This window comes from Streptomyces sp. NPDC085932 (assembly GCF_044540525.1).
Taxonomy (GTDB): Bacteria; Actinomycetota; Actinomycetes; order Streptomycetales; family Streptomycetaceae; genus Streptomyces; species Streptomyces levis.
In genome coordinates, this window is sequence record NZ_JBITSJ010000006.1 from 649,683 (window position 1) to 676,128 (window position 26,446).

General features: G+C 68.2%; 24 protein-coding genes and 1 pseudogene. 13 read left to right on the forward strand and 12 right to left on the reverse strand.

Annotated features, from left to right (window positions below; genetic code table 11):
• Positions 1-64 precede the first annotated feature (64 nt).
• On the forward strand, positions 65-4,204 hold the full coding sequence (locus tag ACIGAQ_RS30005) for a hypothetical protein (protein ID WP_399788356.1): 4,140 nt from the start codon (positions 65-67) through the stop codon (positions 4,202-4,204).
• 229 nt (positions 4,205-4,433) lie between these two features.
• Positions 4,434-8,621 (forward strand): NACHT domain-containing protein, encoded by a 4,188-nt coding sequence (locus ACIGAQ_RS30010; protein WP_399788359.1) that lies wholly within the window; start codon positions 4,434-4,436, stop codon positions 8,619-8,621.
• Positions 8,622-8,813: 192 nt separating this feature from the next.
• Here ACIGAQ_RS30010 and ACIGAQ_RS30015 read toward each other — a convergent pair whose 3' ends face one another.
• Positions 8,814-8,990, reverse strand: a complete 177-nt coding sequence (locus tag ACIGAQ_RS30015; RefSeq protein ID WP_399788362.1) for a hypothetical protein — start codon at positions 8,988-8,990, stop codon at positions 8,814-8,816.
• Between the two features lie 79 nt (positions 8,991-9,069).
• Complete coding sequence (locus ACIGAQ_RS30020; RefSeq protein WP_399788365.1) at positions 9,070-9,219, reverse strand: hypothetical protein; 150 nt, start codon at positions 9,217-9,219, stop codon at positions 9,070-9,072.
• Positions 9,220-9,409: 190 nt separating this feature from the next.
• Between ACIGAQ_RS30020 and ACIGAQ_RS30025 the strand changes: the two genes are divergently transcribed.
• Together ACIGAQ_RS30025 and ACIGAQ_RS30030 are read left to right on the forward strand one after the other, a co-directional pair.
• On the forward strand, positions 9,410-10,930 hold the full coding sequence (locus ACIGAQ_RS30025; protein ID WP_399788368.1) for an AAA family ATPase: 1,521 nt from the start codon (positions 9,410-9,412) through the stop codon (positions 10,928-10,930).
• The gene (locus ACIGAQ_RS30030; protein ID WP_399788371.1) at positions 10,930-11,847 is read left to right on the forward strand and encodes an HNH endonuclease; all 918 of its coding nucleotides are present in this window, start codon (positions 10,930-10,932) and stop codon (positions 11,845-11,847) included. The genes ACIGAQ_RS30025 and ACIGAQ_RS30030 overlap by 1 nt, the downstream gene beginning before the upstream one ends.
• A 112-nt stretch (positions 11,848-11,959) precedes the next feature.
• Here the strand turns inward: ACIGAQ_RS30030 and ACIGAQ_RS30035 are convergent, their stop codons facing one another.
• Both ACIGAQ_RS30035 and ACIGAQ_RS30040 read right to left on the reverse strand, forming a co-directional pair.
• Positions 11,960-12,151, reverse strand: a complete 192-nt coding sequence (locus ACIGAQ_RS30035) for a hypothetical protein (protein WP_399788374.1) — start codon at positions 12,149-12,151, stop codon at positions 11,960-11,962.
• Between the two features lie 82 nt (positions 12,152-12,233).
• Complete coding sequence (locus tag ACIGAQ_RS30040) at positions 12,234-13,019, reverse strand: hypothetical protein (protein WP_399788377.1); 786 nt, start codon at positions 13,017-13,019, stop codon at positions 12,234-12,236.
• Between the two features lie 218 nt (positions 13,020-13,237).
• Here ACIGAQ_RS30040 and ACIGAQ_RS30045 point away from each other — a divergent pair, with 218 nt between their 5' ends.
• The 3 genes from ACIGAQ_RS30045 to ACIGAQ_RS30055 all read left to right on the forward strand — a co-directional run bounded on the left by ACIGAQ_RS30045 (position 13,238) and on the right by ACIGAQ_RS30055 (position 15,750).
• On the forward strand, positions 13,238-13,567 hold the full coding sequence (locus ACIGAQ_RS30045; RefSeq protein ID WP_399788380.1) for a PadR family transcriptional regulator: 330 nt from the start codon (positions 13,238-13,240) through the stop codon (positions 13,565-13,567).
• Positions 13,564-14,400, forward strand: a complete 837-nt coding sequence (locus ACIGAQ_RS30050) for an HD domain-containing protein (protein ID WP_399788383.1) — start codon at positions 13,564-13,566, stop codon at positions 14,398-14,400. Before ACIGAQ_RS30045 ends, ACIGAQ_RS30050 begins: the two co-directional genes overlap by 4 nt.
• 582 nt (positions 14,401-14,982) lie before the next feature.
• Positions 14,983-15,750 carry a DUF5131 family protein gene (locus tag ACIGAQ_RS30055; protein ID WP_399788386.1) on the forward strand — a complete coding sequence of 256 codons (768 nt, stop codon included), beginning with the start codon at positions 14,983-14,985 and terminating at the stop codon, positions 15,748-15,750.
• Between the two features lie 10 nt (positions 15,751-15,760).
• Here ACIGAQ_RS30055 and ACIGAQ_RS30060 read toward each other — a convergent pair whose 3' ends face one another.
• Positions 15,761-16,924: a three-Cys-motif partner protein TcmP gene (locus tag ACIGAQ_RS30060; protein WP_399788389.1), complete on the reverse strand. Its 1,164-nt coding sequence runs from the start codon at positions 16,922-16,924 to the stop codon at positions 15,761-15,763.
• 187 nt (positions 16,925-17,111) lie between these two features.
• On the opposite strand from ACIGAQ_RS30060, the gene ACIGAQ_RS30065 reads away from it, so the two are divergent.
• From ACIGAQ_RS30065 to ACIGAQ_RS30090, 6 genes are all read left to right on the forward strand, one after another.
• Entirely contained in the window at positions 17,112-17,390 is a 279-nt protein-coding gene (locus ACIGAQ_RS30065) for a helix-turn-helix domain-containing protein (protein ID WP_399788479.1), read from the forward strand.
• Complete coding sequence (locus ACIGAQ_RS30070) at positions 17,348-17,548, forward strand: winged helix-turn-helix domain-containing protein (protein WP_399788482.1); 201 nt, start codon at positions 17,348-17,350, stop codon at positions 17,546-17,548. Before ACIGAQ_RS30065 ends, ACIGAQ_RS30070 begins: the two co-directional genes overlap by 43 nt.
• Complete coding sequence (locus tag ACIGAQ_RS30075) at positions 17,545-18,120, forward strand: transposase (protein ID WP_399788391.1); 576 nt, start codon at positions 17,545-17,547, stop codon at positions 18,118-18,120. Before ACIGAQ_RS30070 ends, ACIGAQ_RS30075 begins: the two co-directional genes overlap by 4 nt.
• Before the next feature lie 673 nt (positions 18,121-18,793).
• Positions 18,794-20,008 (forward strand): helix-turn-helix domain-containing protein, encoded by a 1,215-nt coding sequence (locus ACIGAQ_RS30080; RefSeq protein WP_399788394.1) that lies wholly within the window; start codon positions 18,794-18,796, stop codon positions 20,006-20,008.
• A gap of 124 nt (positions 20,009-20,132) precedes the next feature.
• Positions 20,133-20,729, forward strand: a complete 597-nt coding sequence (locus ACIGAQ_RS30085; protein WP_399788400.1) for a DUF6415 family natural product biosynthesis protein — start codon at positions 20,133-20,135, stop codon at positions 20,727-20,729.
• The gene (locus tag ACIGAQ_RS30090; protein WP_399788403.1) at positions 20,726-21,142 is read left to right on the forward strand and encodes a hypothetical protein; all 417 of its coding nucleotides are present in this window, start codon (positions 20,726-20,728) and stop codon (positions 21,140-21,142) included. Before ACIGAQ_RS30085 ends, ACIGAQ_RS30090 begins: the two co-directional genes overlap by 4 nt.
• A gap of 230 nt (positions 21,143-21,372) precedes the next feature.
• On the opposite strand, the gene ACIGAQ_RS30095 is transcribed toward ACIGAQ_RS30090, so the two are convergent.
• The 7 genes and pseudogenes from ACIGAQ_RS30095 to ACIGAQ_RS30125 all read right to left on the reverse strand — a co-directional run bounded on the left by ACIGAQ_RS30095 (position 21,373) and on the right by ACIGAQ_RS30125 (position 25,945).
• A complete protein-coding gene (locus ACIGAQ_RS30095; protein WP_399788497.1) occupies positions 21,373-21,567 on the reverse strand; it encodes a hypothetical protein in 195 nt (64 codons plus the stop codon).
• Entirely contained in the window at positions 21,498-21,848 is a 351-nt protein-coding gene (locus tag ACIGAQ_RS30100; RefSeq protein ID WP_399788406.1) for a transposase family protein, read from the reverse strand. The genes ACIGAQ_RS30095 and ACIGAQ_RS30100 overlap by 70 nt, the downstream gene beginning before the upstream one ends.
• A 200-nt stretch (positions 21,849-22,048) precedes the next feature.
• Positions 22,049-22,162, reverse strand: a pseudogene (locus ACIGAQ_RS30105) (transposase family protein); the annotation flags it as partial.
• Positions 22,163-22,560: 398 nt separating this feature from the next.
• Positions 22,561-22,692 (reverse strand): helicase associated domain-containing protein, encoded by a 132-nt coding sequence (locus ACIGAQ_RS30110; RefSeq protein ID WP_344543744.1) that lies wholly within the window; start codon positions 22,690-22,692, stop codon positions 22,561-22,563.
• A gap of 376 nt (positions 22,693-23,068) precedes the next feature.
• Positions 23,069-23,962, reverse strand: coding sequence for a replication-relaxation family protein (locus tag ACIGAQ_RS30115; protein WP_399788410.1), 894 nt, complete (start codon positions 23,960-23,962; stop codon positions 23,069-23,071).
• Positions 23,963-24,444: 482 nt separating this feature from the next.
• Positions 24,445-24,855 carry a hypothetical protein gene (locus ACIGAQ_RS30120; RefSeq protein WP_399788413.1) on the reverse strand — a complete coding sequence of 137 codons (411 nt, stop codon included), beginning with the start codon at positions 24,853-24,855 and terminating at the stop codon, positions 24,445-24,447.
• 589 nt (positions 24,856-25,444) lie between these two features.
• Positions 25,445-25,945: a hypothetical protein gene (locus tag ACIGAQ_RS30125; protein ID WP_399788416.1), complete on the reverse strand. Its 501-nt coding sequence runs from the start codon at positions 25,943-25,945 to the stop codon at positions 25,445-25,447.
• Between the last annotated feature and the right edge of the window lie 501 nt (positions 25,946-26,446).

Here is a 26,446-nt window from a genome sequence, read left to right on the forward strand (position 1 = left end):
CAGGAGTAGTTGGCAGCTGCGGCGGAGGCCGTGGATCGCGTCGGCTCTTCGGGACAATGGGCTGATGCGATACGCGTGGCGACGATCGTTGCGGCCCTTGCCTCCCGATGGCGTCGGCGCACAGCCTGATCCAGTCGACGGCAAGCGGGACACCAGCAGCCTGGTGCGGCTGGAGGAGATGCGGGATGTGCCGGTCGTCGTTGTGCTGGGGGAGCGTGGTGCGGGCAAATCCGTGGCTCTAGAGCAGGAGCACGATCTGCTCACCAGTGAGGGTGCGACGACTGCCCCCTTGTTGCATCTGGGCCGGGACGTGATCGATGCCGCCTTCGCGAGCAGCACCCTGCATCAGCACTTGCACGAGGCAGGAGACGGGCCACGGTATGTGCTGCTGGACGGGCTGGACGAGGGCCTGAGCGACATCTCCGGCCTTGACGCGGCCCTCCTGCTGCAGTTGCGGGCGATGTCGGCGCGCCAGCGTGAAGGGCTGCGTCTGCGGATCACCTGCCGCACCACCCGCTGGCCCGAGACGCTGGAGAGCGGGTTGCGAGGGCTGTGGCCGGATGCGAGCCAGGTGGCGTTGATGGCACTGGAGCCTCTGACCAGGCAGGACGTGGAGAGCGCGGCCGGGCAGCGCGGCCTGGAAGGGACCGCATTCGCCAAGCAGGTGAGCGGCCGGGGTCTTGAGGCCCTGGCGGAGCAGCCCGTCACGCTGATCCCGCTGCTGGATGCCCAGGCCGAAGGTGAAGAGCTCCCCAAGACGGTGGCCGAAGCCTATGACCGGGCCTGCCGCAGGCTGTGCACGGAGAGCTGGTCACAGGGGTTTGCTCAGCGCCAGGAACGGCCGCCGGTGGATCACCTGCTAGAAGTCGCCCGCTGGGTGGCGGCAGCCCTGCAGTTCAGCCACAGCCCTGCTCTCGCCGACCATGAGAGGGTGATGCAGGGTGAAATGTACCTAGATAACCTGGTTTTTCCCGCTATTCCCGGCTCTGCTCCGCAGCTTGAGTGCCGGCGCCATGAGCTGATGCATCTCACCGAATCCGGCTTGCTGACACCGGTGGGTCAGCGGCGCTGGGTGTTTGCCCACCGCAGTTATCAGGAACACCTGGCAGCGCAGTACGTACGCGACCGTATCGCCCCCGCCGTACGAAGCGAGCTCTTGTGGGTTGGCAGCGGCCTCGCACGCCACATCGTGCCGGAGCACGAGGAGATTGCTGCCCGGCTGGCGGTCGACGACCCGCAGTTGTTCGAGGACCTGCTCATCCACGATCCACGGGTTCTTCTCCTGGTTGACCTGAGTTCTCTGCCCGCTGCATCACGCCAGCGGACCGCCCAAGCGCTTCTGGACGCAGCACCCCATGAGGGCTTCGACCGCCTCGACTTCGGGCGCTTGGAGCGGCTGAACCATCCTGCTCTGGCCGCACAGCTGACCCCGTATCTGGTCCGCGACGCCGACCCGGATCAGATGTATCTGGCTTTGTGGATCGCTGCGCAATGCCGGTCGGCTCTGCTGACGCCTGCCCTGCTGTCGTTCGCGGAGGACACCACCCTGTCGACACAGCTTCGTTCCTTCGCCCTGCATGCGATCGCCGAGGAGACCGTGCACGGAGATGAGGTCGTCGAACGGCTGCGCGCTCTGACGGCGGACGCGAAGACCGGTGTTGTCGAAGCGGCACTGGACCTTCTGCGGCCGCAGCATCTCCTGCTGGCCGCGTACTTCGATCTGCGTCCTGTCCAACGGTCGTTCGCCTACCGCCCGGAGCTGGAGCGGGCCATGGACCTGGTCACGGCAGAGGACACTGACGAGGCTCTGGTTTGGTGCGTCGCAGCGCTTGAAGAGCAAGGCCCCAAGTCCCTGACCGCTACTGCGCTGCTGGCGAGGTGTATCGACCTCATCGGCCGGACGGCACTTGACGGTCCGGCGCCTGGCGAGATGCAGGCCGGTCGGGCGCTGGCCGCCCTGGCGGCCTACCCGGAGCTGTCCCATACCAGCGACTCGCACGCTCCGCTCGAGTACCTGCGTGACTCGCTGACTCAGGTGCCCGACCTGCGCCGCCGTCTCGCCGACTACGTCCTGCACCACAGCAGCACAGAGCAGGTCCTGGAACTCACCTTCACCACCCCGCAAGTGGGGCTCTTCCCGGAGGAGGACCTGCTGTACTGGGCCGACCGCTGGCTGGACCTTCCACAAGAGGTGCGGCGTACTGCGCAGCCGCTCTTCGACCGCAGACAGCGGCCGGACGACACGCGGCTGCGCGAAGCCCTTGAGCGGGCCCGGCAGGCCGATCTGGAGCTCAGGGACGCCACTGCCTGGTGGGACGCTCCGCCCCCCGAATGGCAGCTCCGCAGACAAGCCCGGGAGCAAGAGCAGCGGCGCCGCAACACCTTCGAAGAGGACCAGTTCACCGCTGCGCTGGAGGATGTGCAAACGGTCGGCCCGGACCACGTCCGCTCTGCCTGGCGCACGGTCCTCGGCCACCTCAATCGCACCAGTGACGGCCGCCCTGCCGAAGAGGTTTCCCCCCTCACCGCGGTCGCCGCGGCACCGTCATGCCCACCTGAGGGCAGCGCTCTGCACACCCAGCTGACCCGGGCCACCCTGCATGTCCTAGCCACCGCCCCCTTCTGGAAGACGCACGACGTGCAGGCATGGGGCACCGAGTGGACCGACGTACCGGAACTGACTGCGGCCCGATTCGTGCCGGCCCATTCCTGGGAAGCAGCAGTGCCCGCAGACGACGCCGAGCGTTGGGCGGGCTGGGCGCTCGCTCTGGTCACCATGTCGCTCCCCGTGCAGGATCAGGATCTGCGCCACAGCTTGTTCAAGCAGTGCGCCCGCCATGCCGGTTCCGCTTTCGAGACCGCACTCGCGGCGTGCCTGGACCGCCTTGAGCCCTACCGGCTCACTGATCTGGCCCGGTTCCTGCATACCCACGATGAGGTCGACGCCCTCGCCGTCGTGCAGGACTGGGCCGCTGCACCCGGCCGCAGTGACGAGGCCTGGGCTGCCGTGACGATCACCCTGTCCGACCTGGGAGATGTATCTGCCCGCGTCCAGGTCAACGACACCGTGACGGCAGGTGCGCCCCACAATCGGTCAGGGTCGGATCCGGGGCGCTGGATCACCGCAGCCCGTAGCCTCATGTCTTCTGCCGGCCTGCCGGAGAGCTGGCCGCACATCCGCCAGGCGTTCGACGACCCCGAACTGTTCCGGTCCATGATCGACCGCGGGCTCCTCGGCGGCTCCGGTCACTGGCCCGCAGGCGTGGCAGAACTCGGCGCCGATGATCTCGCCGACCTCTACACACGCCTGTGCGAACGGGAGGAACTCCATCGGCCCCGGCCCGAGTACGAGCCCGGTGTGCCCCACCGAATCACACCGGAGGACAACCTTCACAGCCTCGCCGACACCCTGCCCCGACTGATCATGAACAAAGGCACCCAGCAAGCAGCCGACTGCCTCAACCAACTGTCCGCCTCCACCACCCTCCACCCGGCGCGCCTGAGGCGCATGGCCCGCCACACAGCACGCCAGGCCGCCCAGCAACAGAACCGGCCACTGGCCGCGCACCAGCTGAGGAAACTGGCGGCCGACCACAGCCTGCGCGTGATCACCGACGAGACACAGCTCCTGGACGTCGTCATGGAGGCCCTCGAGCACGTCCAAGACACACTCTCGGGCCCCAACGGGATGGCCATCCTGCTCTGGAACCGCCGCGCCGCAACCGCCTACAACGCGATGTGGCCGACATGGGAGGAAGACTTCAGCGACCTCGTCATGGGCCTGCTCAAGAACCACCTCGGCGGACGGCGCATCATCCTCAACCGCGAAGTCCAGGTCGACCGCCCGGGTGCCGGAGGAGGCCGCACCGACATACACATCCAGGCAGCCGACCCCTCCCACAACACGGAACCGTTCACCGTGATCATCGAGGCCAAAGGCTGCTGGAACCGCAGCCTGCCCACCGCCCTCGCCGAGCAATTGGTCGCCCGCTACCTACGCCGCCCCCGCACCGCCGGCATCTTCCTCATCGGCTTCTTCGACTGCGACCAGTGGCACTCCGAAGAACGGCCACGCTGCTCGCCCCGCCACACCCAGCACCAGATCGAGCGAGAACAGGTGCACCAGGCCGCACAACAAGCTGCCGAAGTCCGCGTCGAAGTCCTCGACTGCCGGCCCCCCGGCGTACAGACCGACCACGACTAGCAGTCGAGGAGGCAACTGCCTCGACCCGCCGGAGGCGGGGGAGAGCGCTCCCGTTCCGCGGCAAACGGAAGCGTGTCGGTGCTCTGGAACGCGCACCTGGCCAAAGCCACTTGCCCGAGCGGGCGCGGCCGACCACGGCCGCTCAAGGCCGTACATGCTGGCCTACGGATGACGACCGGGTCCGCTCCCGCACCTGCGCTGTCAGTGCTGCCCTCTACGCTCGGTGGCTGTGACGACAGCAGCAATGCCCGGCGTGGTCTATCCCTGGGCGCGGAAGACGGTGCCGCTCGCGGATTCCGCACTCCGACGGGATTGGACCAGCCTGCCCGCCGCGGGGGAGGGCGGCCAGGGCCGGCGGCTGGAGGAACTGCGGGATGTGCCGGTGCTGGCGCTGTTCGGGGAGCGGGGCGCTGGCAAGTCAGTGGCCCTCCTGCAGGAGTGCCAGGCATTGGAGGCGGCGCAGGCTGCGCCGCGATGGGTGAACTTGGGGCGGTGCCAGACCGAGTCCCAAGTCAGGTCGGCGCTGGCTGATGCCGCCGCGGCCCGGGGGCCGGGGGAGTGGTGGGTCTTTCTGGACAGCGTCGATGAGGGCTTGAACGTCCTGCCTGCCGTGGGCGGGTTGATCGCCGACTGGATCGACTCGCTCCCAGCCGACCAGCGAGGTCGCGTGAGGTTGCGGTTCAGTTGCCGTACAGGGCGCTGGCCCGACCTTCTGCAGGACACGCTCACGCGGCACTGGCCCGAGCGGCTTCAGGTGCAGCACATGATCCTGACCCCCCTCAGCGCCAGCGACGTTGCGGTCGCCGCTGAAGACCACGGTCTGGATCCCGAAGTCTTCACCACGGTGCTGCGCGAACGCAGCCTCATGCAGTTGGCCATCGCTCCGGTCACGCTGCTGCAACTGCTCGACTACCACCGTGTTTATGGATCGTTGCCCGCTACGGCGGCCGATGCCTACGAGCAAGCCTGCCGGCTGCTGTGTTCCGAGAGCAGGCGTCCGACCGACATCCGCGAACTGCGGGCCCAGCCCACCGGCCAGCGCCTGCTGCCGATCGCCGCCCGCGTCGCGGCGGCCATGCAGTTCGGCGCCCAGAACGTGCTCAGCGATGAATCCCGGCAGCTCCCCGGCAGCGGGGAGATCACCCTGGCCGAACTGGAGGGCGGGCAGGAGCCCGGCCTGCAAGGCGACCAGGTCCCGTGCACGACCGACGAACTGCGCCGGCTGACCGAGTCCCATCTGCTCGAACCTGTAGGCCTGTTGCGATGGACCTTCACACACCGTAGCTACCAGGAATTCCTGGCCGCCCATTACCTGCGTACCCACCAGGTCGACCCGCGCGCCCAGGCCGGCCTGCTGTGGGTCGGAGACGGAGCGGCCCGGCACATCTACCCCGCCCACCGCGAAGTGGCCGCCTGGCGCAGCGGCAGCGACAGCACCCTCTTCGAAGACCTGCTGCGTGATGACCCGCTGGTGCTGCTGCTGGCCGACCTGCCCGCACGGCCCGCCGCCGACCGGGCCCGGGTCGTCGACGCCCTCTTCAGCCTGGCAGAGCGAGACGACACCCTCGACTTCGACGACACCAACCTGCACCGCCTCGACCACCCCACACTGCCCCAGCAACTCCTGCCCCGCCTGCAACCAGACGCGGACAGACTCGCCACGACCATCGCGCTGCACATAGCCCGACGCTGCCGCCGCCCGGAGCTGACCAACGCCCTGCTCCAGGCCGCCGAGACCGCCAGCCTGTCTCAGGAGCAACGCGTCCTTGCCCTGCAGGCCGTCGCCGACTTCCGTCCCTCGGATCCCCGGACGGTGGACCGGATCAGACAACTGGCCGCCCATGACCCCTCTGCGGAAGTCGTCGCGGCCGCCCTCGACCGGCTGTGGCCCACCCACCTGCCCCTGCGCGAACTGCTCAACTTCCTGCGCGATCCGGACCCCGACTACTACGGCCACGCGTGGATGCTGCGCTCGCAGATCCCCGATCAACTGACCGCCGCCCAGACCGCCCAAGCCCTGCTGTGGGCCCGCGACACGCTGCAACAGCCGCCGCCCGGGCGCAGCATCGTCCTGGCCACCACCCTGATCGGCCGCGCGGTCACCCTCGCGGGCACCCACAGCCTTCCCGGACTGCCCCATCCTGAGACCATCATCGGCGAGGCCCTCATCGCACTGGCCCACCACAGCGCTGTCCTGCACAGCCTCGAAGGCCACACCGAGCAAAGAGCCCTGGGCGACGCCCTGCGCGCACAGCACACCCTGCGCCGCGCCGTGACGCATCACCTACTCACCCACACCAGCGAAGGGCAGTTCATCGGCATCCTGGCTGCCATCCCGCACGGCTGCCTGACCACATATGACGACGCCTTCTACTGGATGGAGCACTGGGACGAACTCGCAGGCGTGCCCCCCGTACTCGCCCGGCTCGTCGTATCCATCGCCCCACCGGCCGACCCTGAGCTGCAGGCCCGGGCCGAAGCAGCACGCTCCGCCCATCCCACCCTCCGAGAACTCACGGCAAGATGGGACCAAGACCCCGATCCGCAGCCACAGCAGCACACCGACACCGCTCCGGACGACAGCCGCACCTACAGTGAGGCACGGCTGCGCGAAGCACTGGGGGCCGTCCACACCGCTAGCCCCGAGACCATCCGCCGCGCATGGGGCGCTGTCATCGACCAGATGCGATGCACCCAGGACGGGACCGAGCCCCCTCACCTATGGGCAGAGCCGCTACTGCTGGCGGCGCAGCACACACCCTCCCGCCCGGCCCAGGGCAGCAGCCTCGATGCGGAGCTGAAGGCCGCCGCCCGGCACGTCCTTGCGACCGTGCCGCCCTTGCCGACTGAGCTGCTGGCCCACGGCCGGAACGCCCATCCGGTGCGGATGCTGGAACTGAGCGCTTTCGCCGTCCTGGGCACCCCGGCCGAACTCCCCCCGAACCGTCTCGATCGCTGGGCCGGCTGGAGCCTTGCCCTGGCCATCACACACGCCTACAACTCTGCTGCCCAAGCCATCCGGGACGCCTTCATGCCCGTCTGCGCCGAACACGCCGGCCCGGCACTGCTCCCGCTGCTCGACGACGTGCTGCGCGACCCCCATACCGATCCCGCCACCACGCACGACCTGGCCCGCTCTCTCGGCGCCCACGCGCAGCCAGACATTGTCGACGCCCTCATCGCCTGGGCCGACCACCCCGACCGCAACCTCGAACACTGGCAGAGCATCACCAGCGCCCTCGCCTTCACCGGGCACCCCAGCGCCCCCGCACGCCTGCAATCGGTCCTCGAGAGCAATCCGTCGGGGCCGACGGCGACACCCGACACCCGGAACCGATGGCTCATGGCGGCCCGGATTCTTCTGCACTGCCCGGCTCTGCCTAGCCTGTGGCCGCTCGTCCATCAGCGTCTGACCGACGACGCTCTCGCCCAGGCATATATCGACCGGCTCGGCCAGCGCCCCGCCTTCCACCACACGCAGCCACACCAGCTGGCCAGCCTGAACGAGGAAGCCCTCGCCGAGCTCTACCTCTCGCTCGCCCGACATGCGACGGCAGAAACACTGGACCCGCCCCTGCGCTCCGGCTGGAGAGGTGATGACCACTTCGGCGAGCTGATCCGGTCCGTACCGCCGCTTCTGGAGGCCAAGAACACACCGCAGGCAGCGCACCTGCTGCGCCGGATGGCCACCCAGACAGACCTGTGGCGCCTGCGCCACCAAGCCCGGCGCACTGCCCTGGCAGCCGCACAAGCCCGGCACACCCCCGTAACGCCGCCTCAACTGCGGGCACTTGCCGAGCAGTCCCATCAACGGCGCTGGGTCACGGACGAAGGGCACCTCCTGGCGCTCGTGCTGGAGGCACTCGACCGCTTCCAGCAGGCCCTGCACCGCCCCAACGGCTTGAGCATCGCCCTGTGGAACCGATCGGAGGCATCCCCGACCAAAGCCGAGTGGTGGCCCTGCTGGGAGGAGGATCTGAGCGACATCCTCGCCGTGTTCCTCGTACAGGACATCGGTGGCCACCGCGTGGTGGTCAACCGTGAAGTCCAGCTCGACCGGCCGGGCCTTGCCGGCCGGCGCACCGACATCCAGATCGAGGTCCCCGCTCCGCCGGGCAGCGGACACGATCCCGTCAAGCTGGTGATCGAGTGCAAAGGCTGCTGGAACAACAGCCTGCCTACGGCCTTGGAACACCAGCTCGTCGACCGCTACCTGCACACCCCCCGAACCGCGGGCATCCTGCTGACCGGCTACTTCGACTGCGACCGCTGGACGGACACCAAGCGACGATCATGCCCTGCCACCCATCACACACTCGAGTCCGTTGACCGCCACCAACAACAACAGGCCCAGATACAAAGAGACCTCAAAGGGATCCCCGTCGCAGCCTTCACCCTCGACTGCACCCTGCCCTGACCGATGCTGCCGAAGCCGGGCCCGGGGAAGCTGACGGGACGGGAGGAGCCCGTTGGGCCGGCTGCCCCTCGAAAGGACTTCACCTTCGAATCGGCTTTGGCCTGACGTCACGGGGAGCGAACGCACCCCTCACGTTGAGCGAGAGCCAGGTCCCAGAGGCACAATCAACGTGCTGATACGCCGGGTTGGCAGTCAGATTTCCGACAGGAAGTTGTCGTCGGTCAGCCATGTCACGCCGGTCGCGTCGGTGAAGACGGCAGTGACGGCGATCTTCTCGACGCGGTCCATCGAGGAGTCATTGGAGGCGAACTGGTAGGGCTGCCGCGGGCCAAGACCACACGGCGCGTGGACGGTGCGGTGATCCGGCACACGGGTCGCCTGCCCTATTCCGCGGTAAAATCACCGGACTCGACGTCGACATCGATGATGGGGCGGTCACTGCTGTTGCTCACGACGGCCTGGGATAGCAGCCGTCGGCTCCGTCCAGCCCGTCGAGATCGATCACCAACCGGGTGCGCAGCGTGACCTGGCGGGCCTGAGCGGAGCGCCGGTCCTGTGCCGCAGCCGCGAGCGCATCACGCTCCGCCTGCAGATTCACCAGCTGCTCGCCGATGAAGCGCGCTACTCGTCCAGCTGTTGGCCACGTGCGGGCACGCGTCGGCGAGGGCGACTTGGGGGCCTTCGGGGTGGGGAGGTGCCCAGCGCGACGGCTCCCCGGGATCCGGCTTGGTGCAGACTCTGTCTAGCATCGGGGCAGCCAGTGGGATGAAACGGGGGCGGAGCGACGCGTGCGGTTCGAAGTGATCAACTACGGGGCCCTGGACCGATGGCGTGGGAACGCCGACGCTCTGCTGGTTCGCGACAGGTGGGATGACTACGGCTACCGCACCACCTTCACCCTGTTCGTGGTGGAAGACGGCGCGGCCCGTGAGATCGGTACCGTGAAGATCGGTCACACCTCCATGGGCCCAGATGGGGATCTGACGGTTCCCCTGCCGGACCGGTTCACCGCACTGGACCACCGCTTCTTCTCGCTCGGCCAGGACGACAGTTACTACGAGCGGCTCCAGGAGGCCTCCGCCTCCACCAGCGACGGTGTCCTCGTCGCGCTGAGGGACATGGCCTTCGACGAGAACATCCTGCGCACGGCCCCTTCGGACGTCACCCGTACGTCGCTGCTGCGTGGCATCAAGCTGGCCACCGTCCGTGGCCAATGGCGCCGCATCGCTCATGGCGGCCTTCGCAGGGTCTCCTTCGACATCGCCTACGAGCCTCCCACACCCCCTGGCACTGAGCCGGTGCTTCTGCGGTTCCGGGTCCAGCCCGCTTCCCAGCCCCCGACCAACGTGCACGCTCTGACCGGCCGCAACGGCGTGGGAAAGTCCTTCCTCCTGTCCCGCCTGGCCCGAGCCGTCGCCGCGGCAGAGCCCCAGCCCGACCTGGGCCGTGTCATCGAATACGGCCGTGACGGCCGCTCGTTCGCCAACCTCGTCACCGTCTCGTTCAGCGCTTTTGATGAATTCCCCCTGGTCGAGGGCGACGACATGTTCACGGCGTCCTACGTGGGCCTGCGCGTCAACAACGCCCGCTCACCCCGTTTCAAGACACCCCACGCCCTGCGCCGGGACTTCCGTAAGAGCTTTGACGCCTGCATGACCCGCGAACGGTCCCTTCGATGGATCGAGGCCCTCAAGACGCTCAACTACTCGGGCAGCGGCTTCCTCGAGGAAGGGTGGCTGGCGGACTTCCAGCGCGCCACCAGCCCGAACGGTCGCGCCCGCAGGGCGCAGAACTTGTTCCGCGGACTCAGCTCCGGACACAAGATCGTCCTGCTGACGATGACCCGGCTGATCGAGCACGTCGACGAGCGCACCCTGGTGATCATCGATGAACCCGAAGCCCACCTCCACCCGCCGCTGCTCGCCGCGTTCATGCGGGCCCTGTCGAACCTGCTGGCGCAGCGCAACGGCCTCGCCATCGTTGCCACGCACTCTCCCGTGGTCCTTCAGGAGATTCCAGCCCACTGTGTGTGGATCCTGCGCCGCCACGGCCGGCACATCGGGGCCTCCAGACCTCGCATCCAGACCTACGGCGAGAACGTCGGCATGCTCACCCACGAGGTCTTCGGCCTTGAGGTCGCAGAAGCAGGCTTCCTGCAGGAACTGCGCCGCCTGACCAGGCAGGGCTACACCTACGACGATGTACTCGCCCACTTCGGGGACCGGCTGGGCAGCGAGGCGCGGCTTGTTCTGAGCGCCTTGCTCACCACAGTCGATGGCATGGACGACGCACCGGAGGGAACCGACTGATGCGCCGCATGGAACTGCCCGCATTCGATGTGCGCACCACCTACACCACATGCATCAGCATCGCCCGGCCCGCGGCCAAGTCCCGCCTGAAGAACCTTGAGGACGCCGTCGTCAAAGCCGGCGAGGAGTACGAGACGGCAGCGAAGAACCACACCCTGCACGACCTCACCGACATAGCAGCCCGCCCCAGCGACCTTACGGACCGCAAGCAGCTCAAGAAGGTCTACACCGACCGCATGGCCAAAAAGGGCACCCCCGGCCACGAGATCTACAACGCCATCAAGAACGCGGCCGAAGACCTCTGCCCCCTGTGCGGCATTGGCAAGGTCGAGACCCTCGACCACCAGCTCCCCAAGGGCAGCTACCCCCTGCTCGCGGTGGTCCCCGCCAACCTCGTGCCCGCCTGCCGCGATTGCAACACCGGAAAGGCGGACGCATCACCGGCAGCCGCCGACGCACAGGCACTGCACCCCTACTTTGACGAGTTCTCCGGCACCCCCTGGCTCGCCGCACGTCTCGTCAGGAAGACCGCGACCACGCCGATGACGGCGCGGTTCTTCGTCGACGCTCCCTCTGCATGGGACCCGGCGTTCGTCGCCCGGCTGCAAGCCCACCTTGACCTGTTCAACCTCAGCGAGCGCTACGCCCTCCAGGTCGGCAGCCACCTCTCCACCCTCTCTTTCATGTTCGCCGCCCTGCCCGGCGGCAGCGACGAGGACGGAGTTGGCCGCCTCCTTGCATCGCATGCCGAGGGATGGACGCACACCAACCCCAACAGCTGGGAGAGCGCGTTGTACAGAGCGCTCGCTGCTGACTCCTGGTACATCGGCGGCGGCTGGCGGCAGGCCACCGGGCTGCAACCTGCTGCCGTTGCGCCCGAAGAGCCGGACCTGATGACGGACCAACTCCCCGTGTAGAGGAGGCAACACAGGGCGGGAAGCCACTCATTCGGCGAGCTGTTGGGCCGCGCAACGGTGCAGGGGGCTGGGGACGGAAGAGCCACCCAGCTCCAGTCCCGCCGAAGGGCCGTTACGTTGCGTCAATCAGGCCGTGCTCCCTCGCCCAGACCGTGAGGGCACCTCGGTTGCGGTCAGTGAAGCCCATGGTCCGCAGCTGCCCGTCCGCGGTGATCAGCCCCGTCTCCGGGATGCCGTAGGCGTGAAGGAGTTCGTCGGCCAGCACGGCGGCGGCCTGGAGCATGCTTCTGCCGTGGTCAGCCACGTCATCGAGCAGCACGGTGGCCTCGGAGTAGGCGTAGTCGCATGGCTGCGTGCTGATTTCCCAGCGCCACCCGGTCTCAGCCCTACGCAGGCGACCCGGTGCCCAGCGCGCCACGGGACCAAAAGCGCAGCGGACTCGCGCCCGCCACGTCCTGCGAGAAGCAAATCCAGCGCTGGCCACGCCCGCAGCGACGGCCATAGATCTCCGCTTCGTAGGCCTCGTCCGTCACCAGCGCCACTACACCGGCAGCGTCGCCCGCGTACGCGTCCTTGAGGGCCGTGGTCTGGGCGTGTGCCCGCAGGGTCCGGACGAAGGAGGGGCTGGAGATACGCGAACCGTCGTATTCACCAAACCCCGCGTGCAAAAGCAGGCGCAGCTGCGGCAGCAGATAGCCGGGCCGGGGAACCGTGCCGGCCCAGTCCTCGCCCATCATCCGGTCCAGTACCGACAGCAGGAGGGCACCCACCTCCCGCAAATCCCCCGCTCCGGCGAACAGAAGCAGCGTGTCCCCGTCGTCCTGTTCCTCACCGTAAGCCACCACGTCCGGCGCACCGAGCTGCTTCAGTGCCTGTTCCACATAGGACTGCACCAGACGGCGGCCGGGGTGCACCGAAACGGCCTGGCCCACCCAGTTGACCAGAGCGATCAGCACTGGCACGACAACCTTGGCGCCGACAGGGAACGTGGCGCCGCCGTCCTCGCCTATCGGGGGCGCCGTACGTCCGCCCCCAAAGATCACATACTGATGGACGATGTTGTGATCGCCCGTCACTGCGACGCCGATATCGCCGCCGGCGGCGATACCCCGGTCTCCGGAGGCCTCAACCGCCGCGCCTGCCAGCATGCCTGACGCCCCTTCTTCCGTCATGACACCCTCCTCTCAATCATCTTTACAGTGTCAACGCTGGCATCACCGGCGCGCCTGCGGAGCCGCCCAGCATAGGACGCGCAACAACGGCAGGAAGCGTCTCTGAAGCGCGGGGTGCCGCGTTGCTTGGCTTGCACTGGTTGGCTGGGGTTCACGATCCCCACCTCTAGACAGACTTTATACAGGCTATGTAGAATACGAGTATGGGTAGTCCGCGTATGACCCTGCAGACCCAACTGGTGCTGCGGGCCTTGCTGGAAGACCCCGCCAAAGAGCGCTATGGCCTGGAGCTGTGTGAGCTGGCGGGGCTGCCGTCGGGCACGATCTATCCGATCCTTGCCCGCCTGGAACAAGTCGGCTGGGTGGACAGCACCTGGGAAGACCCTGCCGTACACGAGGAAGCCGGCCGCCCGCGCCGCCGCTTCTACCGGATCACCGAGGGCGGTGCCGAGCGGGCGCGGGATGCCCTCGCCCGTGTCTACCGCGCCCGCAAGCAGCCCCTGCCGGGCTGGGCCGCCCGCCCGGTCGCCGACGGGGGAGTGTCATGAGGGCCGGGCGCCGGTTAGCGCCCCGGCCGGGCAGGCGCCGCTCCGTCACCCCGTCCCTGGGCGGCATCCTCGCCGTCGTCCGTGAGCACCACCCGGACGCCGACACCTCGCTCATCAAGCACGCCCACGATGAGGCCGCCCGCTGGCATGCGGGCCAGACCCGCCGCAGCGGCGACCCGTTCCTCACTCACTGCCTCGCCGTCGCCGCCATCGTCGCCGACATCGGCATGCCGGCCCTCGTGATCTGCGCGGCTCTGCTGCACGACATTGACGACAGTCCCTGCCCGCCGGGCCGTGTGAGTGAGCACTTCGGACAGGAGGTCGCCGATCTGATCTCGGCTGTCCGCAGTGCCAAGCTCAACGCAATCCCCCTCGCCGCCCTCCACTTCGGCACGGCGAGGCCGACGGGGCTCCAGCCCACGCGTGAGGAGGCCGTGCTGGCCATCCGCCTCGCCGACCGGCTGCACAACATGCGCACCATCGCGTTCGTCGCCCCGACCAGGCGCTATCACGTCGCCCGGGAAACCCTCGACGTCATCGCACCGCTGGCCCGCGCGGCAGGCTTGACCGACGTGAGCCGCGAACTGCACGACCTCTCCTCCGGTGTCCTCCAGCCCGCATCCACCGCCGCAGTCACCACACGCACGCTGTCCATGCTCACCCTGCTGCTTCCCCTCCCGACACGCGCACGGTGGCGCGAGGAATGGCACGCCGAAATTGCCACCCTCCCCACCCGCCGCATCCGTGCTCGCTTCACCCTGCGAGTCCTGCTCGCCACCCCCAGGCTGTCGTGGACGCTGCGCCGAACAGCCTTCCGGGAGCGGCGATGGTGAGCACCGCGGCCCGTATCGGCAGTGTGCTGGGTGCGGCGGCCGGTTTCGCCATCGCCGCGGCCCGTGGCGGCCTGCCTGCCTGGATGACCGGAACTCTCACGGCAGGCGCCCTCGTCCTGGTCGCGATTGTCCTGTTCATTCCCAGCGAGACCCCAGCCCGCCGACTCGGTCAGCTGATCCAGGCTTGGCGTATGCCCGCCGAAGCTCCCATCAGGCCTGGGCCGGTGCATCCCCCCACGGCTCCGCCCCCGTCTTCCCAAGACAACAGATGATGGGCGGCCCCCACTCCGCGCCACCGTGCCTAGCCCGATCTGCGATGTCTCGTTCATCGAAGGCTGCTGATGCTGTCCTGACTGAGACTGCTTCGCCCGCACTGCGGGCGACCGGATGACTCAGTCGTAGAACCGCCTCGACATCCATTTCAAACTCAGGTTCGATTAAAGAGAGTTCGGAAAGGTATCAGAAGCAGTCGCATACCCGTGTACGCATCCCGCTACTGCGGCTGGGACGGCATCGTTAGGCAGCGCACCGTGACGACGACAGGTGCCGAGGCGGCTTGGATGTGAGGGTGGAGGGGGACCGGTGAGTGACCGCAGTTCTATCGAGTGGACCGAGGCGACCTGGAATCCGACGACAGGTTGCGACCGGGTGTCGGCCGGGTGCGACAACTGCTACGCGCTCACACTCGCCAAGCGGCTGAAGGCGATGGGGTCGGCGAAGTACCAAAGCGACGGTGATCCCCGTACCTCTGGTCCGGGTTTCGGGCTGACCGTGCATCCTCAGGCGTTGCGGGTGCCGTTGGGTTGGCGCACTCCGCGCACGGTGTTCGTGAACTCCATGAGCGATCTCTTCCACGCCCGGGTCCCCCTGGACTACGTGCAGCGCGTGTTCGATGTGATGGCGTCGACGCCGCAGCACACCTATCAGGTCCTGACCAAGCGGGCGCGGCGGCTACGACAGGTGGCGGACCGACTCCAGTGGCCGGGGAATCTGTGGATGGGCGTGTCGGTGGAGAGCGCGAAGGAACTGCCGCGCGTGGACGATCTACGGCTGGTGCCAGCGGCGGTGCGATTCCTGTCGTGTGAGCCCCTGCTCGGCCCGCTCACGGGTCTGGACCTTGACGGCATCGATTGGGTGATCGTCGGAGGTGAGTCTGGCCCGGGAGCCCGGCCGATGGACCTGGCCTGGGCTGGCGACATTGTCGAGCAGTGCAGGCGGTCCGGGACGGCGCCGTTCGTCAAGCAGCTCGGCTCGTGCTGGAACAAGACCCATCACAAGGACATCGCCCTCTTCCCCACCGACCTGCAGGTGCGGGAGTATCCACAAGCCCGGGACTGCGCCCCGGCTTGACAGCCGGACATCAGGCGGCAGCAGGCAAACTCACCTGGCTCTTGCTGGTGAGCTTGCCCGACGACAGGACCACCACGGAGCCGTCCTGACGCATCTGCCGCACCGCCTTCAACGCGTGCGTGGGCATCCAGCGGGAGGTCTCGGTCAGCAGCCACTGCCCGACCGTCTCCACCGTGGCGGGACCGGACGCGAGCCGTTGCGCGACCAGCTCCAGCAGCTCCGGGTCGCACGTCTCGAATGCCTGGAAGAGGTCGAGCTGCCCGATGGGCTGGGCGCCGCGAGTGCGGGGATCCTGGAAGCTTTCGCCGTCGCGGTCGTCGACCTTCCACATTGCTTCCTTCATCGCCTTCAGGCCCGCGTCGCTGCCAGTGCCGAACACCAGGTACAGCGGCTGTCCGGTGCGCGGCACCAGCCGGAACTGCAGTTGGTAGGCGAAGCCCGCGCGCCGCAGCGCGCTGCGGTAAGTGCCCAGCCACGCCCGCCACCGTTCATCGGGCCGAGCCTCGTCCGCGGCAGGCACCCAGTGCTGACGGCCGCCGAACACCGTGTCGAGGATATCGGCGTTCAGCTCTTCCCGGCGGCTGAACCAGTTGGGCCCGAAAGTGGTGATGACCTCGCTGGAACGGTTGCGGGCTATCCGGCGCGTCACCTCCAGCGGAACGTTCACGCTGCCCCAACTGTCGAAGATCCCGAGAATGGGATGGCCCCACGCATGCAGTTCACTCAGCACCGCAACGCTGTCCCGTCCCGCCTCCCCGCGCCGGACCTCCACCCGCACCGGAAGCTCCGACAAGTTGCCGAACCGGCCGGTCAGTTCGGACACAAGGTGCTCGTGACGGGCCCGGTCCTTCTCGATGAAAACCAGGTGCACCCGCTGAGGAGTGAGGTTCATCCGGTCAACGGCGGTGTGGTTCAGCAGCCGGTCCAGGATGAACAACGGGGAACCGGGCTCTCCGCCCTCGTATCGGCCCGGTCCGGCGAACGCGTCCAGCAGTGTCACCCGGGGCCGGCTGTATCCGGTGCGCTGCGACGTCTGCAGCAGGATCGGCCACCACGCATCGAGATACCGCTGGTAGAGGCGATGCTTGGCTGCCGTAGCAGGCTCAAGCGGCCACAGAACACCCATGCCGGCCCCCTCGGTCAACAGAATGTGCACCGATTGTCCGCTGCGCATCCGTCAGGCACCAGAGCGCCTTCTGCTCCCGAGCCCCAACACGGCCTTACTGAGTTTTTCGTTAGTTCCGTGGGTGCAGGGGCTTCAGCAGTGTGAGCATGATGGTGTGTCTTCCAAGCCGCAGGATGCTGTTGCTGATGTTCCCTTTCTGCCTGGAACGCGGCCGCAGTTGGCCGAAGCCCGTCGCATGCGCGCGGCCGAGTTGTTCGAGCAGAGACTTCCATCATCCGAGGTTGCCCGGGCAGTGGGGGTGCATCCGGAGAGTGTGCGCCGGTGGAAACGACTGTGGGAGCAGGGCGGGGTTCAGGCATTGCGGCGGCGCCCGGCCACCGGTGTCGGCCGCCCAAGCTGGACGACGCCCAGCTCGAAGCGGTTCGGACTGCGCTGGAGCAGGGCGCCCAGGCGCATGGGTTCGAGGCGGACCTGTGGACGCTGGAACGGGTCGGCGTGGTGGTTGAGCGGGTGACGGGGGTGACGTTGGCCCGCGCCTCGGTATGGCGCCTGCTGACCGGGCGGCTGGGATGGAGTCTGCAGCGGCCCAGGCGCCAGGCCGTCGAGCGGGACGAGTCCGAGATCGCCCGATGGGTCGCCCAGGAGTGGCCGCGCATCAAAAAGGGGCGGTGAAGAAACGTGCCTGGATCGTGTTCTTCGACGAATCAGGCGTATCGCTGCTGCCCGAGGTGCGTCGCACCTACGCACCCCGCGGCCGCACTCCGCTCTTGCGGCACCGGCTGAACTGGAAACGAGCTGGAATGGCCGCCGCGCTGGGTTACCACGCCGCCGACCCCGAATGCGGCCCGCGGCTGTGCTTCCACCTCAAGCCGGGCAGCTATGACACAACTTCCCTGATCGAGGTGCTGGAACAGATCAGGACCTTCTACGCCGGCGAGCCGGTGGTGTTGGTATGGGACGGACTGTCCGCCCACTGGAGCCGGGGCATGCGGGCCTGGGTGGCCGAGCAGGACTGGCTCACCCTCGAGCGGCTGCCGGCCTACGCACCCGAACTCAACCCGGTCGAACTCCTGTGGTCGGCCATCAAGACCCGCGAGTTGGCCAACCTCGGTGGCGACCACCTCGCCGATGTCGTCGACGCAGCCGAACGCGGCATCCACCGCGTCTGCTCCAGCGAGCAACTCCCATGGTCCTTCCTCGCCCACACCGGCCTGACCATTCATTCTCAAACACCACAGAACTAACGAAAAACTCAGTAGTCCACCCCGCCACCACGGAACAGGGCTACGCCATCCGCACCGCAGGAACCCGACGCCGGATCCCCGACGACTTCGACGGCTCCGCACAGCCCGGACGCCGACGGCCGCACGATCTGGTCCTCCCCGCCGACGCGGGGGTGTTCCCTTCACGGCGGGCAGCTTGTCGAGACCGACAAAGTCCTCCCCGCCGACGCGGGGGTGTTCCGTCCGCGCCGATCTCCACCACCAGCGGCGGACGTCCTTCCCGCCGACGCGGGGGTGTTGGAAGGGGAGTCTGGCCTCCTTCCACGCAAGCCACTGTGGGCGCAGTTAGGAAATGGGCCGGTGACGAGGCGCCCCGAACACCGCCATCGCCGACCAGACGCCACGAGGGACAGCAGACGACCAGCACGCCACGAGGGACAGCAGATGAGTAGCACACAGACCGAGACCACGCCCGCCGACCAGGCGCTGGCGCTCCTGGAGCTCCCCAGCCTCGACGGCCTCACTGAGGAGCAGATGCGCGGCTTCGCCGCCGCAGGACGTGGAGGACTACTACCGAACCGGCGTGTGAATCAAGCGGCCCGCTCTCTTTCGGGAGGGCGGGGCCGCTTCGTCGCGTCCGGGCCAACCTGCCGGCCCCTGCTCCCTCGCCGGTTTGGCGGCGTACCGTGACACCGTGGCAAATGACGACCTCGGGCGCATTCTCCGACGCCTGCGCCGGCTGGCCTCCCTGACCCAGGAGGAACTGGCCGCCCGTTCCGGCGTATCTGTCGACGTAATCCGCCAGCTTGAGCAACGCCGCAAACACTCGGCGCGGCTGCCCACGCTGCACGCCTTGGCCAACGGGCTAGGCGTGGAACTGACCACGCTTCTGGGCGATCCACCTGCAGTCTCCTCAACCGGTGAGAACGACGGACCGCGCTTCGTGGCTGTGCGGCGGGCGATTATGCCCGTGCTTTGGGGGCCGGAACCGGAGCCGCCCGAGGCGGACTTCACCCTGGACAAGTTGCGCGGGCAGATCGCCGACGGCTGGACGCAGTACCACGCCGCTGAATTCGACGCCGTAATGAAGGCCCTCCCGGACCTGATCTCTGACGCCCGCACCGCCACAGCATGGGGCAAAGACAAAGACCGCCGCGCGGGCTTCGCCGCCCTGGGCAAAGCCCTCCAGCTCGCCGGACACGTCGCGGTACGGATGGGGAAGACCGACCTCGCGCTGACGAGTCTGGAACGGGCGATAGACGCCGCTGGGCAGTCGTCTGACCCCTTGCTGCTGCCGATGATCGTCAACTCCATGGCGTGGACTTACCAGAGGCAGGGCCGCCTCGAGGACGCGCTGCACATCGCGATCCGCGCTGCCGCCGACGTGAAGGCCCTGGGCCACGACGCAACCGCCGACGGGCTGAAGGTCTGGGGTGCGCTCACCATGAGTGCCGCCACGTCGGCCGCACGAAGCGGCGACTACGACCGGGCAGCCGCGATGATGGAGGCAGCGGAGAAGGAGGCCGCTCGCGTCTCCAAGCTCCCCGAGGGCAGCGACAACCGCATGGTCAGCGTGTTCAGCCCTTCCTCTGTCCGGATCGAGCGCGTCCGGCTCGCTGTCCAGTATGGGCATCCTCACGATGCGCTCGCGCTCGCCAAGGGGATGCGGCTCAGCAAGGAAACCCCTCCGTCCTGGCGGACGTGGCTGCTGCTGGACGTCGCCCGTGCTTACACGGATATCGGGGACGCGGCTGGGGCAGTGAAGACGCTGGAGTCTCTGCGCCGTGTGGCGCCGACCTGGATGCAACACCACACGTTGGCGGTGGCGATCGTGCGGGACCTGTGGGCACTCCCCAACCACCCCCCGGGGCTCGGTTCGTTGGCGGAGTTCCTCGGGGTCAACGATTAGCGTCGAAAAAGTGGGACGCACCGTCCCTGTCACTCTGTGTAGCTCGGCGATTCCATAGCCGGACACGTGCCCCGGCGACCGCGCGAACGGCCCCGGGGCTTGGCCGACTGGTTAAGGAGTCGACGTGCGACAAGCTACAGCCCCACCCCCCTCGGCGGCAGAGCACCAAGCCCGGCCGGACGTCGCCACGATGCGCGAGACCGCGCACAGCGTGCTGGGGCCGGACGACGCCCCGGAGACGACGACGCCGGCAGGTGATGAGCTGGAGACCCTCACCACCGCGCTGCGCAGCCACATCGAACTGCTGGCGCCCGAGGTCGAGCAGGTGGCCGAACGGCTCTCCGAGGACGCACCCACCCGTGCCGCTGCCCTGGCCTGCGTCGGTGAAGCACGCGGCAAGCTACGCGCCCCGGAGCTCACCTTCGCCGGGCTGGGCGGCGGCGTCATGTACGCCCGGCGCCTCGCCCGCGTCCTGGCCGCCCTGTGCGACCACTACGAGACCGTCAGTACGGGCATCGTGCGGACGCCCGTGCAGACCGCGTTCGACCAGCTGGCGGAGCACTGCCTGCGCTGCCCGACGTGCCGCACCGTCGACGAGCAGGGCGCGCACGCTGGCCTGCCATGCGACGAGGAGAACCGCCTGCATAAGGCGTACCGAGTAGCTCGGGCTCGCGCGGCCGCGGCACGCCTCGCCCAGCGCAGGGCGGAGGACACGGTATGACCAGCAGCGAGCCCGAGACCGCCGCGGCTGAGGCTCCCGACCCGGAGGCGGAGTACGAGCAGCTCTGCACGGAGCTGCTGCGGAATACCCGGCACCGGCGCCACCGGGCAGCCGTGCAGGCCCTGGTCGAGGAGCGGACGGTCCTGTCGGTGCCGGCGGTCCAGCGGATCCTGGTCGTCGACAGCCGCAAGGGCCGAGCCGCCGACTTCCCGCAGCTGTCCGGGCTCCTCTACGGCCTCGGCCTGGACGAAAGGCAGCGCTGCTTCCTCTCTCTGGTCATGTCGATGGTCGGCCTGGGCATCACCACCCTGGCTTCCATGGAGGACCTCGACGACCGCCGCCTGCCCATCATGCTGCGCGCGATCCTGCGCATGGCGGGCAACGAGGACCTGGCCGTCGGCCGACGCTTGTAACTCCGAGCCTCCGCTACCAGCGCGGCGCAGCCGGCGCCGATGACGATCCCCGCGGCCCCGGCGGCGTCTCCCGCGACGCAGCCGGGGCCGCTTCGCGGTGCTTCGGCTGAGTGAAACTTTGCGAGTTGGCGGGCCTCCCACAGGATTACTGCCATTATCCGAGCGGTACACCAGACAAGTTCGTGCACGGTAGGCGGTGAGGCGTCGAGAATCTCGGCGGGGATCGGCGTTCACATCGGTCGTGCTGATGTCAGGTCCGCGGTCTGCTGATGGGACAACAGTCCGGCGATGGCCTGGACGATGTCGCTGGTGTGCTCACGGCGGCCGAGGTGGCGGGTCAGAGCACGCCAGTTCTTCAGGTGGGCGATGCCGTGTTCGACGCGGATACGGCGTGAGGAGTGGGCCTTGCGCTGTCGCTCGTGCATCTCCTCGTACCAGTCCGGGGCGTTCTTCTTGAACTTGCGGTGTGGCGGTGTGGCGGTGTGATCACCCGACCCCCGGTCTGGGCACCCAGTCCCTGGTAGCCCGCATCCGCGAGGATCTCTACTGCAGGTCCCTCAGCCAGAAGCCTGACCAGCCCTGACTGGCGGGCATGGGTGATATCCACGCAACTGCCGGGCCTGGTCGGGCTGCAGAAGAGCACCCGGGCGTCCTCGTCCGTGAGCACCATGGTCTTGACCGCGTTCTGCTTGCTCTTGCCGGACATGAACCTGCCCCGTCCATGCGTCCGGCGACCTGTCGGCGGACCCGGATCTCGGTGCCGTCGATGATGCCGGTCCTCCCGCCGGCGCCGAGGTGGTCGACGACCTCGGCCAGGGTCCGCAACCGCCCCCCGGGACTGACGGTGCAGCCGCGCTCGGCGAGCAGCGGCCGCACCTCGCCGATGGCGCGGGTGACGGTGGAGCGATCCACCTCGAACCAGCAGGCCAGCACGTCGTGCGTGACCCCGTGGCGGAGATGCACGAGCGTGGCCAGGAGCCGGTCGACGAACACCAGCCGGTGCTTGGCGCCAGCGCCCACAGCCCGCTTCCGCGGCCTGGACGCGAGCTTGGTCTGGTGCCGTTAATGCCACAACGGGCCTACTTCATCAACGAGTCCAGCGATCACATCAGCCGACAGGCCCGTGATTCTCCGGTCGCTGATGATCGCTGCACGAGACGCGTTCCCCACCACACACCCATGATTGACGATCACGAGCCCGACGCCTCACCGCCTACCGTGCACGAGCTCGTTAGATACGGGAGCAGCCCTATAGGCAGACCCATCATGAGTGCCTCACGCCGAGGCACAACGACTCGTTGCGGCAGCGCAAAACGACTCACGGACCCACCACCGCTCGCTCCTTGCCGGGATACGCTCCCTGTACGGTCGGCAGACGCGTTCAGCAGGACCGAACTAGTGGCCGGTACTGCCCACCATCAGGCCCACCGCATGCCAATGGTGGACAGTAGTTCGACTCGTTCCGCGGTCAGGGTCGCGGCTCGGCTGCGCTGGTTGCTGATCCATGCACCGAGCCGGAGCTCCCGCTGCTCCTGGTCCTGCGCTGGCACCTACACCGAGATGACCTCCCGACTAGCCGAGCCCGTCCTGGCCGTCCTCGCTGTCCGTAGCCGAGTCAAGCGCTGACCGCGAGCGATCAGGATGACACCTGACGAGCCCGCGCACACACGCCGCAACAAACCGCCTGCGTGATACGAACGCATACTGCCGCAGCGCCCGGGTTTCGCATCCCTCACGACATGCGCCTGAGGGTCGGCGCACCGTTGCGCCAGCTCATGTCCCGTGGGTACGCCGCGGCCATTGCGCACGCTGCGATCCCTTGCGCATTGCGCTGCGCAGGTGTGTGGCGCAGTCGGCTGCGCACTGCTGCGGGCGGTGTCGTGCCGGTCGTGGTTGGGGTGCGCATCCCCTGGCTGCGCAAGATTGTTAGGAATGTGCAGGATGCGTCCAGCTGACGTGTTGGTCGGGGTTGGTGATGGGATGCCAGACCGGTGCGCTTGGTCTGTGGCGCGTTAGGTCGGTCATGGACACGGCGAGGGCGGGGACGGTGCGCAGCAGGTCGAGTACTGCTGGGTTCTTGGAGGCGGTGTGGAGGGCGTTGATGCGTGTGGTGATGCCGGTGGGGCCGGTGCCGTCCAGGACGAACAGCAGTCTGGGGAAGAGGGGGTAGCGTCGCCGCCATTCTTCCTGTGTCGGTTCGAGCGTCGTGCGCCGCCCGGCCGGTGTTGGGGCGTAGGCGTGGAGGCGGGCGTATGCGGTGAGTTTCGCGGCGAGGCGTTCGGGGCCCATGGTGGCGCGGTCGATCTCGATGAAGGCGCGTAGCATCGCCCCACCGCCCGGGGCGTCGTCTCCTTGCCGGTAGTAGAGGAGGGCGTCGGGGATGACGGCTTCGCCGCCGCCGAGGGGGTGGTGGACTTCCGGTATCCAGTCCAGGGGCTGGCACAGGTCGCCGCGGCGGCGGGCGTCTTGCATAAAGGCGAGGCCGGTTTCGGTGACGGTGAGCCCGTGTGCGACACCCAGGCGTACCGCGGTCTGGTCGTAGGAGGCGCGTGGGGGGCGTCGGCCGCGCAGTTCGGGCCAGCCGACCGCCACCTGCGCTCCGTACTGGGTGGGGTGCCACACCCGCATCCGCCCGGCCTGGGGGAGCGTGATGCGGTCGATGAGGCCCTCACCTCGCAATTTCGTCAGCCGGCGCCGGGTTTGCTCGATGCGCACGTCGGGGGAGAGGATGCGGTGCATCTGTTCGGTGGTGGCCATCCGGTACTGGACCAGCACCGCCACAGCCAGCCGGTCCCCACTGCCCACGTTGACGTCCGTCATGGTCCGGCTCCCTCGCCGTACATGCGGCACCACCCGCTGAGTGCCGCTCCCACGAAGCAGGCCATCAGCCAGCCACGACCACTCTCCCGACCACCGAGGCCCGACCACGGACACGATGCGACAACACCGCCCCCGACCTGGCCCGTAACCCCACGCACAACCCCGCCGACAACGGTCTGCGTCCCTGCGCACCAGGATCTGCATCAGCGCAGGTCACTACATGGCTTCGTCCGTGGTCGGGAACCCCGACATCCCCCTGTGCACACCCCCTTGCGCTGGTCCCGGCCGAAGAAAAGAAGGGAAGGGAAGGGCGGGGCGGTGAGCGGCGGGGGATGAAAACGCTCTGTGTGTCCCGGTTGCGCGTCGGCGGGGCCTGCGCGCTGCACGCCCGTGGGGGCGTGCGCGCCGAAGAGGCAGTAACGGCGGGGACGGCTCGGGCGGGGATGTCAGCGCGCAGCGTGTGGGGCCGGCTCGGCCTGTTCCTAGGCCTGCTCTTGCTCGTACAGCGCCCGGGCTTCGGTCATGGCGCGCTGCCAGGCACGCTCACCCCCACCGTGTTCACGCGCCAGCTGGGCGGCCATGCCGCGCCGGTACCCGCCGGCTTGGCGGAGCTCGGCGAGAGCGAGGGCCACGGCCCGGTCCCGCTGGGCGCGGCCGGTGCCCCCGCCCTGGTTGCCCCGACCGTCTCCCGGACGCCGACCCGCGGCCCCGAGCCGCCCGGTGCCCACGTCTTCCTGCCAGGCCACCCAGAACGCCTCCACGGCCTCCTGGTCGTAGTAGTGGGTGCGGTTCACCGTGCACACCACCTGAGGGAACCGGCGCTCCTCGGGATAGCGCTCACGCTGGACGTACCAGCGGTTCACCGTGGCCGCCGACGCCCCAGTGCGCTCCATGACCCACGCCCGGCTCACCACCCACCGACCGTCATGGACCCGACGCCACGCCTCGTCCCCGCTCATCACCGACACTCCCTCACGCTGCACGCAACGCAGATCCCGACCACCAACTCCCTTACAATAGAGCAGTTCCACCAGTGAACAGCTGGCGGGGAATGCCGGAGAGGGTTTGCCGACCCGCTCGTATCCACATTCCCCGCCAGTTCACATTTTCCACGCCCCAAGAACCCAGCTCACCACAAAAAAGAGCCAGCCAGGCGCAGTAACCCATAATGGCGCAGCAATACAGCGATACCAGGCCTTCTCTTCCCCCGCGGAGCGGGTGTCCCTGGGGCGCTGCGCGCCGGGCAAGGGAAAAGCGGGCGGCTGCGCCGCCCGCCAGGCCATGGGCGAGACGCTGCGCTCCTCGCCCGGTGCAGCACGGTCCGCTGCGCTCCCCTCCCGGCATCAATGGCCAGGGGAGGAGAGCGGTGTGCGGCAGGGTGCCGGGTCGCCATCCGCAGCACCCTGCCGCGCCCCGTGCGGGCCAACCGGGGCGGGAAACGTGGGCCCGGGCAGCCGGAGCCACCTGGGCCCACGCAGGGCCCTACAGGACGGTGTAGGCGACCGGCGGGAACACCGCCTCACACCCGTCTTCTTCACCGTCATCAGCGGCATGCAGACCGAACGCGTCTACATAGACGCCCGACTCACGGCCGTCGAGCAGCTCAGCCGCCTCAGCCGACGGGCACTCGTTCAAAGCACCCCAGCACAGATGCCATGCCCGTACCGTGACCTGCCCGCCCACCCCCTCAGAGCGCACATACAGCACCCCCGAGCACAGCGTCTGTGCCAGCCCGCAGGTCAGCAGGAACACGAAGTTGTCGAAGTACTTCGCCTCCGCACCGACCAGGTCATCAGCACCGCCGTCACCCTCCACCGTCAGTGCCACCGTGGCACTCAGGGGGCGTTCCTGGCCTTCCATGTCGACTCCGAGCCGCACCACATGCTCACCCGGCGCCAGCCGCGCCATGAGGGTGGCCATGACCGCGTGCGCCTCATCGCGGGCCTCCGCGATGACATCTAAAGCAACCGGCTTGAGGTGCATTCTTCTTCTCCTTCGTTCCACCAGTGATTCCGGGAAGGGTTGCCGCCCTTCCCGACACTCTAATTCTAACAGTTGTGAGTGTAGAGGAAAATCAAATAGGCGCAGATTCACGGTGCATTTTCGGACGCACTTGAGCATGCGGCACCCCACACCAGGAGTACGGCCTGACTCCAGAGTCCATCTGAAGGAATATTTGAAGCAAAGAGCAGGGTCCACCTTCCGGAAACCCTGACCCTGCATCACCTGATGCCAAGCCAGGTATCTCAAGACCGACCCACCCCCTCCTCGCTGCCCGGGCCGAAGGCCCGTTGGCCGCACCGCGCAGCGGGGCCGGCCTCTTGGCCGCGCAGCGGCCTGGGGTGGCCGGAGCGCAGCGTAAGCCACCCTCGCGGGGCCGCAGGCCCCGCAGCTCCGGGAGCGCAGCGAACGGAGTATCACCCGCCTTGCGCAGCAAGGCGGGTGAGCTGCTCGCGCAGCGAGCAGCAGCGCTCACGCGGAGCG

Excerpts from the sequence above, each read along its gene's own strand:
- ACIGAQ_RS30120 (WP_399788413.1), bottom strand. The coding sequence starts at position 24,855 with ATGGAGCGCACTGGGGCGTCGGCGGCCACGGTGAACCGCTGGTACGTC.
- ACIGAQ_RS30090 (WP_399788403.1), top strand. The coding sequence starts at position 20,726 with ATGACCAGCAGCGAGCCCGAGACCGCCGCGGCTGAGGCTCCCGACCCG.
- ACIGAQ_RS30115 (WP_399788410.1), bottom strand. The coding sequence starts at position 23,962 with ATGACGGACGTCAACGTGGGCAGTGGGGACCGGCTGGCTGTGGCGGTG.
- ACIGAQ_RS30095 (WP_399788497.1), bottom strand. The coding sequence starts at position 21,567 with ATGCACGAGCGACAGCGCAAGGCCCACTCCTCACGCCGTATCCGCGTC.
- ACIGAQ_RS30060 (WP_399788389.1), bottom strand. The coding sequence starts at position 16,924 with ATGCGCAGCGGACAATCGGTGCACATTCTGTTGACCGAGGGGGCCGGC.
- ACIGAQ_RS30030 (WP_399788371.1), top strand. The coding sequence starts at position 10,930 with ATGCGCCGCATGGAACTGCCCGCATTCGATGTGCGCACCACCTACACC.
- ACIGAQ_RS30005 (WP_399788356.1), top strand. The coding sequence starts at position 65 with ATGCGATACGCGTGGCGACGATCGTTGCGGCCCTTGCCTCCCGATGGC.
- ACIGAQ_RS30045 (WP_399788380.1), top strand. The coding sequence starts at position 13,238 with ATGACCCTGCAGACCCAACTGGTGCTGCGGGCCTTGCTGGAAGACCCC.
- ACIGAQ_RS30125 (WP_399788416.1), bottom strand. The coding sequence starts at position 25,945 with ATGCACCTCAAGCCGGTTGCTTTAGATGTCATCGCGGAGGCCCGCGAT.
- ACIGAQ_RS30100 (WP_399788406.1), bottom strand. The coding sequence starts at position 21,848 with ATGTCCGGCAAGAGCAAGCAGAACGCGGTCAAGACCATGGTGCTCACG.
- ACIGAQ_RS30065 (WP_399788479.1), top strand. The coding sequence starts at position 17,112 with ATGCGCGCGGCCGAGTTGTTCGAGCAGAGACTTCCATCATCCGAGGTT.
- ACIGAQ_RS30050 (WP_399788383.1), top strand. The coding sequence starts at position 13,564 with ATGAGGGCCGGGCGCCGGTTAGCGCCCCGGCCGGGCAGGCGCCGCTCC.
- ACIGAQ_RS30040 (WP_399788377.1), bottom strand. The coding sequence starts at position 13,019 with ATGACGGAAGAAGGGGCGTCAGGCATGCTGGCAGGCGCGGCGGTTGAG.